The 9,815-nt window shown below is 68.8% G+C and carries 7 protein-coding genes; all 7 read left to right on the plus strand.

All coding sequences use genetic code 11. The features are described from left to right. The coding region (locus AAHM41_RS36465; RefSeq protein ID WP_446719515.1) for a Re/Si-specific NAD(P)(+) transhydrogenase subunit alpha at positions 1–1,170 on the plus strand (1,170 nt) is incomplete at its 5' end. An 11-nt stretch (positions 1,171–1,181) separates the two neighbouring features. Further along, the gene (locus tag AAHM41_RS36470; RefSeq protein WP_342241542.1) at positions 1,182–1,586 is read left to right on the plus strand and encodes an NAD(P) transhydrogenase subunit alpha; all 405 of its coding nucleotides are present in this window, start codon (positions 1,182–1,184) and stop codon (positions 1,584–1,586) included. A gap of 58 nt (positions 1,587–1,644) precedes the next feature. Next, on the plus strand, positions 1,645–3,039 hold the full coding sequence (locus tag AAHM41_RS36475) for an NAD(P)(+) transhydrogenase (Re/Si-specific) subunit beta (protein WP_342241543.1): 1,395 nt from the start codon (positions 1,645–1,647) through the stop codon (positions 3,037–3,039). A 375-nt stretch (positions 3,040–3,414) separates the two neighbouring features. Then, complete coding sequence (locus AAHM41_RS36480; RefSeq protein WP_342241544.1) at positions 3,415–4,104, plus strand: GntR family transcriptional regulator; 690 nt, start codon at positions 3,415–3,417, stop codon at positions 4,102–4,104. Between the two features lie 57 nt (positions 4,105–4,161). Continuing rightward, the gene (locus AAHM41_RS36485; protein ID WP_342241545.1) at positions 4,162–5,865 is read left to right on the plus strand and encodes a thiamine pyrophosphate-binding protein; all 1,704 of its coding nucleotides are present in this window, start codon (positions 4,162–4,164) and stop codon (positions 5,863–5,865) included. 73 nt (positions 5,866–5,938) lie between these two features. Next, entirely contained in the window at positions 5,939–7,168 is a 1,230-nt protein-coding gene (gene frc / locus AAHM41_RS36490; RefSeq protein ID WP_342241546.1) for a formyl-CoA transferase, read from the plus strand. A gap of 278 nt (positions 7,169–7,446) precedes the next feature. Continuing rightward, positions 7,447–9,597, plus strand: coding sequence for an acetate--CoA ligase family protein (locus AAHM41_RS36495; RefSeq protein ID WP_342241547.1), 2,151 nt, complete (start codon positions 7,447–7,449; stop codon positions 9,595–9,597). The last annotated feature ends 218 nt before the right edge of the window (positions 9,598–9,815 follow it).

Here is a 9,815-nt window from a genome sequence, read left to right on the forward strand (position 1 = left end):
TCCATGCGGATAGGTGTGTTGCGGGAGCGGCGGGACGGTGAGCGCCGGGTGGCGGCGACGGCGGACAGCGTGAAGAAGCTGGTGGCTCTGGGGGCGACGGTGGCGGTGGAGACCGGCGCCGGTCTGGGCAGCGCGGTGACGGACGAGGCGTACCGGTCGGCGGGGGCGGAGGTGGCGCCGGATGCGGCCGCGGCTCTCGCGGGCGCCGACGTGGTCTTGAAGGTGCGACGACCCTTGCGATCGGGCGAGGACGAGGTCGACGAGCTGTCGCTGATCCCGCGCGGTGCGACCTTGATCGGCGTCCTGGAGCCCTATGACGACGGCGACAGCCTGGCGGCCTATGCCGAGGCCGGGATCGAGAGCTTCGCGCTGGAACTGGTGCCGCGGATCACGCGGGCGCAGGCGATGGACGTGCTGTCGAGCCAGGCCAACCTGGCGGGGTACCGGGCGGTCTTGGAGGCGGCATCGGTGTTCGGCCGGGCCTTCCCGATGATGATGACGGCGGCGGGCACGGTGCCGCCGGCCCGGGTGCTGGTGATGGGCGCGGGTGTCGCCGGGCTGCAGGCGATCGCGACGGCGCGGCGCTTGGGCGCGGTGGTGTCGGCGACGGATGTGCGGCCGGCGGCGAAGGAGCAGGTGCAGTCGCTCGGCGCCAGCTTCGTCGCGGTCGAGGACGAGGAGTTCAAGGCGGCCGAGACGGCCGGCGGCTACGCCAAGGAGATGTCGGCGGAGTACCGGGCCAAGCAGGCGGCGCTGATCGCCGAGACCATCCGGAAGCAGGACATTGTGATCTGCACCGCGCTGATCCCGGGCCGGAAGGCGCCGGTGCTGATGGACGAGGCGATGGTGCGGTCGATGAAGCCGGGCTCGGTGATCGTCGACCTGGCGGCGGAGCGGGGCGGCAACTGCGCCCTGACCAAGCCGGGCGAGGTCATCGAGGACCAGGGCGTGACCATCGTCGGGCACCGCAACGTGCCGGGCCGGATCGCGACGGATGCGTCGGCCTTGTACGCCCGCAACCTGGTGGCCTTCCTGACGCCCCTGGTCGACAAGGCGAGCCAGGCGCTGAAGGTGGACGGCGGCGACGAGATCGTGGCGGCGACGCGGCTGACCTCGGGGGGCCGGGTGGTGCATCCGAACTTCGGCGGCAAGGCCGAGCAGGCGGCGTAGGGGAGCGGACGATGGCGACAGAGGAACTCGCGCAAGGCGCACAGGGTCTGGCCGAGGCGGCGCGGGGCCTGGCCGACCAGGCCCAGGCGCTGGCGGTGCAGGCGCAGGCGGCAACCGCGGTGCCGGCGGGGGAGCACGGCTTCTTCCTGACCGGTCTGACGGTGTTCGTGCTGGCCTGCTTCGTCGGCTACTACGTGGTGTGGCGGGTGACGCCGGCCCTGCACTCGCCCCTGATGAGCGTGACCAACGCGATCTCCTCGGTGATCGTGGTCGGCGCGCTGATCGCGGCGGGCCCGGCGGTGATCGGGGCGTCGAGCCTGCTCGGGGCGCTGGCGGTCTTGCTGGCCTCGGTCAACATCTTCGGGGGCTTCCTGGTCACGCGGCGCATGCTGGCGATGTACCGGAAGAAGAGCTAGCCCGTACAGGCGGCAGTCCAAGACAAATCGGCCAAGAGAAGAAGGCGAGGGGATCGCGATGACGAGCCTGGCGGTGCTGGCGTATCTGGTGGCGGCGGTGTGCTTCATCATGGCGCTGCGGGGCCTGTCGAGCCCGGTGACGAGCCGGATGGGGAACCTGTACGGCATGGTGGGGATGGCGCTCGCGGTGGCGACGACGCTGATCCTGGTGCCGCAGGTGCGGAACTACTGGCTGATCGTGCCGGCGATCGCGATCGGCGGCGGCATCGGCTATGTGGTGGCGCAGCGGATCCAGATGACGGCCTTGCCGCAGCTGGTGGCGGCGTTCCACAGCCTGGTCGGGCTGGCGGCGGTGTGCGTGGCGGCGGCGGCGTTCCTCGACCCCGCGGCCTACAATATCGGCACGCCGGGGGCGATCCATGTCGGCAGCCTGATCGAGATGGCGCTGGGGGCGGCGATCGGGGCGATCACCTTCACCGGCTCGCTGGTCGCCTTCGCCAAGCTGCAGGGGCTGGTCTCGGGCAAGCCCTTGGTGTTCCCGATGCAGCACCCGCTGAACGCCGGCCTGGGCCTCCTGATCATCCTCTTGATCGTGTGGATGTGCGCCGGTCAGTCGGGGGCGGCGTTCCTGCTCCTGATCCTGGTGGCGCTGGCGCTGGGCTTCCTCCTGATCCTGCCGATCGGCGGGGCGGACATGCCGGTGGTGGTGTCGATGCTGAACAGCTACTCCGGCTGGGCGGCGGCGGGCATCGGCTTCACCCTGCAGAACAACCTCCTGATCGTGACCGGGGCGCTGGTCGGGTCGTCGGGCGCCATCCTCAGCTACATCATGTGCAAGGGGATGAACCGGTCGATCATCAACGTGATCCTGGGCGGCTTCGGCGGCGAGGCGGCCTCGGCGGCGGCCGGCCCGGCCGGCGACCGTGCGGTGAAGCAGGGCTCGGCGGAGGACGCGGCCTTCGTGATGAAGAACGCGCGGTCGGTGATCATCGTGCCGGGCTACGGCATGGCGGTGGCGCAGGCGCAGCACGCGCTCAGGGAGATGTCGGACCTGTTGAAGAAGGAGGGGGTGGAGGTGCGCTACGCCATCCACCCGGTGGCGGGCCGCATGCCGGGGCACATGAACGTGCTCCTGGCCGAAGCCAACGTCCCCTATGACGAGGTGTTCGAGCTGGAGGAGATCAACCGCGACTTCGCCCAGGCCGACGTGGCCTTCGTGATCGGGGCGAACGACGTCACCAACCCGGCGGCGAAGTCGGACCCGGCGAGCCCGATCTACGGCATGCCGATCCTGGATGTGGAGAACGCCAAGACGGTGCTGTTCGTGAAGCGCTCGATGGCCTCGGGCTATGCCGGGGTCGAGAACGAGCTGTTCTTCCGCGACAACACCCTCATGCTCTTCGGCGACGCCAAGAAGATGTGCGAGGACGTGGCGAAGAGCTTGGCTGCGTAAGGGCTGATGACCATCCCTTCCGGATTGTCATCCCGGGCGCAGCGCAGCACGAAGTGATGCGCTGCAGAACCGGGATCTCTTCCAGGACGTGCCGAGATCCCGTGTCTGCGCAGCAGCACTGCGTGCTGCAGCGCGCACGGGATGACGGATCGAGAGACATCCGGTTTACCGTTTCCTCCCGACTGGGCCGTGCTCCGCCGTGGCGCGGCCATCTTTTTTGCGCCGCAACATAAACTGTCCGTGCAGAGAGTAAAAAAAGACGAAGACATCCGCTTTCCTCGCTTGCCGGACCGATTCTTCTGGTATACAAAATTCTGAATTCAGTCGACCAAAGGGCTTCAACAGCCGGTCGCATGATCTGGGGCAGGGACGCCGATGCTGGTGGATGGGGTGACGCTCGATGTCGCGCCGCTGGCCGCCAAGGCCAGCTACAAGGCCAAGGCGTACCAGGCCCTGCGCGACGCGATCGTGCGCATGAACATCTACGGCCACAGCCGCCCGATCCGGATCGACGAGCGGCAGCTGTGCGAGGCGCTGGGCATCAGCCGAACCCCGGTGCGCGAGGCCATCGCATTGCTTGAGCAGGAGGGCCTCGTCAGGTCGATGCCGCGGCGCGGCGTCTTCGTGGTGCGCAAGACCCGGGACGAGATCCGCGAGCTGATCGTGGTCTGGGCCGCGCTGGAAGGCATGGCCGCACGCCTGGCGGCGGCGCAGGCCACCCCGGCCGAGATCGAGGCGCTGCGCGCCATGATCGCCGGCCAGGCGGCGGAGGCGGATGCGCCGGACCGGTTCGCCGCCGCCGACATCGATTTCCATCAGGCGCTGATCCGCCTCAGTGGCTGCGCCCTGATCACCGAGATGACCGAGACCCTGTTCCTGCACATCCGCGCCATCCGCTGGTCCCTGATCGGCCGGCCGGAGCGGGCTGAACGATCGGTGGCGGACCACGCCGCCATCGTCGAGGCCCTGGCGCGGCGCGACGGGGATCTCGCCGAGACGCTGGTCCGCAACCATGCCCTCGACCTGTCGCGGTCGGTCGAGCGGCACGGGACCGGCTTCGAATGACCGCTCGGCGCCACGCGGTGCCGTGCATCCCGAGCAAGAGGTGAGGAGGAAGCGATCATGCCCGATACGACAGTGAAGGAAGCGGCCGCAACGGAGGAGGTCATCTCCGGCGGTCACCTCGTGGCCAAGGCGCTCAAGGCCGAGGGCATCGACACCATCTTCACCCTCTGCGGCGGCCACATCATCGACATCTATGACGGCTGCCTGGACGAGGGCATCCGCATCATCGACGTCCGGCACGAGCAGGTCGCGGCCCATGCCGCCGACGGCTATGCCCGCGTCACCGGCAAGCCCGGCTGCGCCGTGGTCACCGCCGGCCCGGGCACCACCGACGCGATCACCGGCGTCGCCAACGCCTTCCGCGCCGAGAGCCCGTTCCTGCTGATCGGCGGCCAGGGCGCGCTCGACCAGCACAAGATGGGGTCGCTGCAGGACCTGCCGCATGTCGACATGATGAAGTCGATCACCAAGTTCGCGGCCAATGTGGTGACCACCGAGCGCGTCGCCGACATGTGCTCGATGGCCTTCCGCGAGGCCTTCGCCGGCGCCCCCGGCCCGGTCTATCTCGAGATCGGCCGCGACATCCTGGACGGCCATGTGCCGCTGAAGAAGGCCCGGCTGCCGGAGCCCGGCCACTACCGCTGGTCGACCAAGAGCATCGGCGACCCGCGCGACGTCGAGAAGCTGGCCGACATCCTGGTCCACGCCAAGAAGCCCTGCGTGCTGCTGGGCCAGCAGGTCTGGACCTGCCGCGCCGCCGATGACGCGATCGCCTTCGTCCGCGCGCTGAACATCCCGGCCTTCATGAACGGCGCCGGCCGCGGCACGCTGCCGCCGGGCGACCCGCACCATTTCCAGCAGACCCGGCGCTACGCCTTCGACAATGCCGACGTGATCCTGATCGTCGGCACGCCCTTCGACTTCCGCATGGGCTACGGCAAGCGCCTGGGTCGCAACGCCACGGTGGTGCAGATCGACCTCGACTACCGCACCGTCGGCAAGAACCGCGACGTCTCGCTCGGCCTGGTCGGCGATTGCGGCGCCATCTTCGCCGCCGTCACCCAGGCCGTCTCCGGCCGGGTCGACAACGGCGCCAAGGGCCGCGAGCCCTGGCTCGAGGAGCTGCGGGCCGAGGAGGCGAAGATGGAGGCGGCGCGGCTGCCGAAGCTGCGCTCCGACGCCTCGCCGATCCACCCGCTGCGCCTGGCCTATGAGCTGAACGAGTTCCTGACGGACAACACCGTCTATATCGGCGACGGCGGCGACGTCGTCACCTTCTCGGGCGGCGTGGTCAAGCCGCGGGCCCCGGGCCACTGGATGGATCCCGGCCCGCTCGGCACCCTCGGCGTCGGCGTGCCCTTCGCCATGGCGTCGAAGATCGCCCAGCCGGAGAAGGAGGTGCTCTGCCTGTTCGGCGACGGCACCTTCAGCCTGACCGGCTGGGACTTCGAGACCATGGTGCGGTTCGACCTGCCCTTCATCGGCGTGGTCGGCAACAACTCGCACATGAACCAGATCCGCTACGGCCAGATCCAGAAATACGGGCCGGAGAAGGGCAATGTCGGCAACAAGCTGGGCGACGTGCACTACTCGAAATTCGCCCAGATGCTCGGCGGCTATGGCGAGGAGGTCTACGAGGCCAGCCAGATCCGCCCGGCGCTGGAGCGGGCGCGGGAATCGGGCAAGCCGTCGCTGATCAATGTGTGGATCGACCCCGACGCCTACGCCCCGGGGACCATGAACCAGACCATGTACAAGTAGGCGGCCGCGGGCGCGGGCCGGTTACGGCCGCCCGCGCCCCGTCCTGCAGCTGCACAAACACGGGAGAGAAACCATGGGCAAGGCCCTGGATGGGGTGCGCGTTCTCGACATGACCCATGTCCAGTCGGGACCCTCGGCGACGCAGATCCTGGCGTGGTTCGGGGCGGATGTGATCAAGGTGGAGATGCCGGGCCGCGGCGACATCACGCGCTCGCAGCTGCGCGACAAGTCGAATGTCGACAGCCTCTACTTCACGATGCTGAACAGCAACAAGCGCAGCATCACCATCAACATGAAGTCGCCGCAAGGGCAGGAGGCCTTCATCAAGCTGCTCGAGCAGTCCGACGTGCTGATCGAGAATTTCGGCCCCGGCGTGCTCGACCGCCAGGGCTTCCCCTGGGACAGGATCCAGAAGATCAACCCGCGGGTGATCTACGCCTCGGTCAAGGGCTTCGGCCCCGGCCCCTATGTCGACTGCAAGGCCTATGAGACCGTGGCCCAGGCGATGGGCGGGTCGATGAGCACCACCGGCTGGCATGACGGGCCGCCGACCTCTACCGGCGCCCAGATCGGCGACAGCGGCACCGGCATGCATCTGGTCGCTGGCGTGCTGGCGGCGCTGCTGCAGCGGACCCAGACCGGCCGCGGCCAGCGGGTCGAGGTGGCGATGCAGGACTGCGTGCTGAACCTCGTCCGGGTCAAGATGCGCGACCAGCAGCGCCTGGTCCACGGCCCGCTGCGCGAATACCCGAACACCGAGTTCGGCGAGGCCGTGCCGCGCTCCGGCAACGCCTCGGGCGGCGGCCAGCCGGGCCAGGCGCTGGTCTGTGCCCCGGGCGGCGAGAACGACTACGCCTATGTCATCATCCAGCCGCAGGGCTGGGCGCCGCTGATGCGCCTGGTCGGCCGCGAGGAGCTGATCGAGGACCCGGCCTATGCCACGCCGGAGGCGCGGCTGAGCCATCTGCCGGACTGTTTCGGCATCATCCAGGCCTGGACCAGCCAGCGCAGCAAGATCGAGGTGATGCAGGCGCTGAACGAGATCGACGTGCCCTGCGGCCCGATCCTCAGCATGAAGGATCTGATCGAGGATCGCTCGATGTACGACCGCGGCATGCTGGTCGAAGTGCCGCACCCGGAGCGCGGCAACTATGTCCAGGTCGCCTCGCCGATCCGGCTCTCCGACAACGACGTGCCGGTCGAGCGCTCGCCGCTCCTGGGCGAGCACACCGAGGAGATCCTGGCCTCGGTCGGCTACGACGCCGACGCCATCGCCGCGATGCGCACCGCCGGCGCGATCTGATGCCGAAGGACCGACCCTGTTGCGTTGCCTCTCCCGCCTGGCGGGAGAGGTCGGGCTCGCGCAGCGAGACCGGGTGAGGGCTGGCCCCGGCCTCGACAAAATCCCCTCACCCGGAGCCGCTTCGCGTCTCCGACCTTTCCCGCAAGCGGGAGAGGCAACGCGGAAGCTCTCTTTTTGATCCGACGGCGCTGCCGTTGATCTCGATACACCGACCAGCGACCGGGCAGCCTCAGGTGGGTCCGGTCCTCCCCCACATCCTTTGCTGAGCGAGGACCGCCATGAATGGCCATGTAGACGTCCTGGACGACGCGCGGACGATCGCCCGCAGCATCCTTGAAACGGTCAAGCGCGAGGGGCGCACCAGCCTGACCGCGCCCGAGGCCCGCGAGCTGTGCGAGGCCTGGCAGATCCCGATCCCGAAGGAGGCGCTGGCGACCACGGCCGACCAGGCGGCGGCGCAGGCCGAAGCGATCGGCTTCCCGGTGGTGCTGAAGATCGTCTCGCCGCAGATCCTGCACAAGACCGAGGCTGGCGGCGTGCTGGTCGGCGTCAAGTCGGCCGATGACGTCCGCGCCGGCTTCAGGCGCATCGTCGAGAGCGCCGGCCGCTACGACCCGAAGGCCGAGATCCTCGGTGTCCAGGTCCAGCAGATGCTGGTCGGCGGTCAGGAGGTGATCGTCGGCGCGGTCACCGATCCCAGCTTCGGCAAGCTGGTCGCCTTCGGCCTCGGCGGCGTGCTGGTCGAGGTCCTGAAGGACATCACCTTCCGCCTCGCCCCGGTCGACCGCACCGAAGCGCTGTCGATGCTGGACGGCATCCAGGCCGCGGCGATCCTGAAGGGCGTGCGCGGCGCGCCACCGGTCGACCGCGAGGCGCTGTCCGACCTGATCGTCAAGGTCTCGCAGCTGGTCGATGCCGTGCCGGAGATCGTCGAGCTCGACCTCAACCCGGTCTTCGCCCGCACCGACGGGGCGATCGCCGCCGATGTCCGCGTCGTCGTCGACTTCGAGCCGAAGGAGGCCCGACCGCGGCCGTCCTCCGAGGCGATCCTGGCCAAGATGAACCGGATCATGCGGCCCGACGCGGTCGCCGTGATCGGCGCATCGGCCGAGGACGGCAAGATCGGCAACTCGGTGATGAAGAACCTGATCAACGGCGGCTACAAGGGCGCGATCTACCCGATCCACCCCAAGGCCACCGAGATCCTGGGCCTCAAGGCCTATGCCAGCGTCAAGGACGTGCCGGGCACCATCGACGTGGCGGTGTTCGCCATCCCGGCCAAGTTCGTGGCCCAGGCGCTGACCGAGGTCGGCGAGAAGAAGATCCCGGGCGCGGTCCTGATCCCCTCCGGCTTCGCCGAGACCGGCAATCACGAGGGTCAGGACGAGATCGTCGCCATCGGCCGGAAATACGACATCCGGCTGATGGGCCCGAACATCTACGGCTTCTACTACACGCCGAAGAATCTGTGCGCGACCTTCTGCACGCCGTTTGACGTGCAGGGCCGGGCGGCCCTGTCGTCTCAGTCGGGTGGCATCGGCATGGCGATCATCGGCTTCAGCCGGTCGACCAAGATGGGCGTCTCGGCGATCGTCGGCCTCGGCAACAAGTCGGACATCGACGAGGACGACCTGCTGACCTTCTTCGAGCAGGACGACGCCACCGACGTGATCGCCATGCATCTCGAGGATTTGAAGGACGGCCGCGCCTTCGCCGACGTCGCCAAGGTGGTGTCGAAGAAGAAGCCGGTGGTGGTGCTGAAGGCCGGGCGCACCTCGCTCGGGGCGCGGGCGGCCAGCTCGCACACCGGGGCCTTGGCCGGCAACGACAAGGTCTATGACGACGTGCTGCGCCAGTCCGGCGTGATCCGGGCCAAGAGCCTGCAGGACCTGCTGCAGTTCGCCCGCGGCATCCCGGTCCTGCCGACGCCGAAGGGCGAGAACGTGGTCATCATCACCGGCGCCGGCGGCTCGGGCGTGCTGCTGTCCGATGCTTGCGTCGACAACGACCTGCAGCTGATGGCGATGCCGGCGGATCTCGACGCGGCGTTCCGCAAGTTCATCCCGCCCTTCGGCGCCGCGGGCAACCCGGTCGACATCACCGGCGGCGAGCCGCCGACCACCTACCGCAACACGGTGAAGCTGGGGCTGGAGGACGACCGCATCCACGCGCTGATCCTCGGCTACTGGCATACCATCATCACGCCGCCGATGGTGTTCGCGAAGGTGATCACCGAGGTGGTGGACGAGATGCGGGCCAAGGGCATCAACAAGCCGATCGTGGCCTCGCTGGCCGGCGACGTGCAGGTCGAGGAGGCGGCGCAGTACCTCTACGACCACGGCATCGTCGCCTACCCGTACTCGACAGAGACACCGGTCGCGGTGCTGGGCGCCAAGTACCGCTGGGCCCGCGGTGCCGGGCTGCTGTGAACCAGACATAGGAGCAGGGAAGGGGCGGTTCCGGGCATCGGCACCGCTCCCCCTCACCCGAAATCGCCAGGGGCGATTTCGACCTCTCCCCATGGAGAGGTGACCTTTCCCTCTCCTTGGGGAGAGGGAGGGGCCCGGCGCGCAGCGACGGGAGGGTGAGGGGGAGGGGTGTCGATCGTTGGAACTGTCCTCGACCCGGCATCCCAGGAAGGGCAGGG

It is taken from the genome of Inquilinus sp. OTU3971, from assembly GCF_038440215.1.